Origin of the sequence: Brevibacterium sp. FAM 24630 (assembly GCF_049804075.1) — a bacterium.
Lineage (GTDB): Bacteria > Actinomycetota > Actinomycetes > Actinomycetales > Brevibacteriaceae > Brevibacterium.
On the sequence record NZ_JBNBZD010000111.1, the window covers coordinates 1 to 255 of the forward strand.

Annotated in this window: 1 protein-coding gene; it reads right to left on the reverse strand. The window is 64.7% G+C overall.

The window, feature by feature from the left end; genetic code table 11:
• The coding region (locus ACPUD7_RS17940) for an IS110 family transposase (protein WP_425120667.1) at nucleotides 1-255 on the reverse strand (255 nt) is incomplete at both ends.

Genomic DNA, 255 nt, shown 5'->3' on the forward strand with positions numbered 1-255 from the left:
CGCATCCGGTTGATCGCCCGCGTTTTGTCGCAGGCCAGGTCGGTACGGTGAGCGGTGAGCAGTCGCAGTTCGGTCGCGATGTCATCGCCAAGTCGGATGGGTTGCAAGTCGCGGCGCATCCGGGCCTTGTCGGCGATGATTCCGGCGTCTTTAGCGTCGGTTTTCCCGTCGCCGCGGTAGGTGCGGGCAGCGTTGTAGACGGTGCGCCCGGGAATATAGAGCAGCGTCTGCCTGTGCGAGGCCATGAGCGCGATG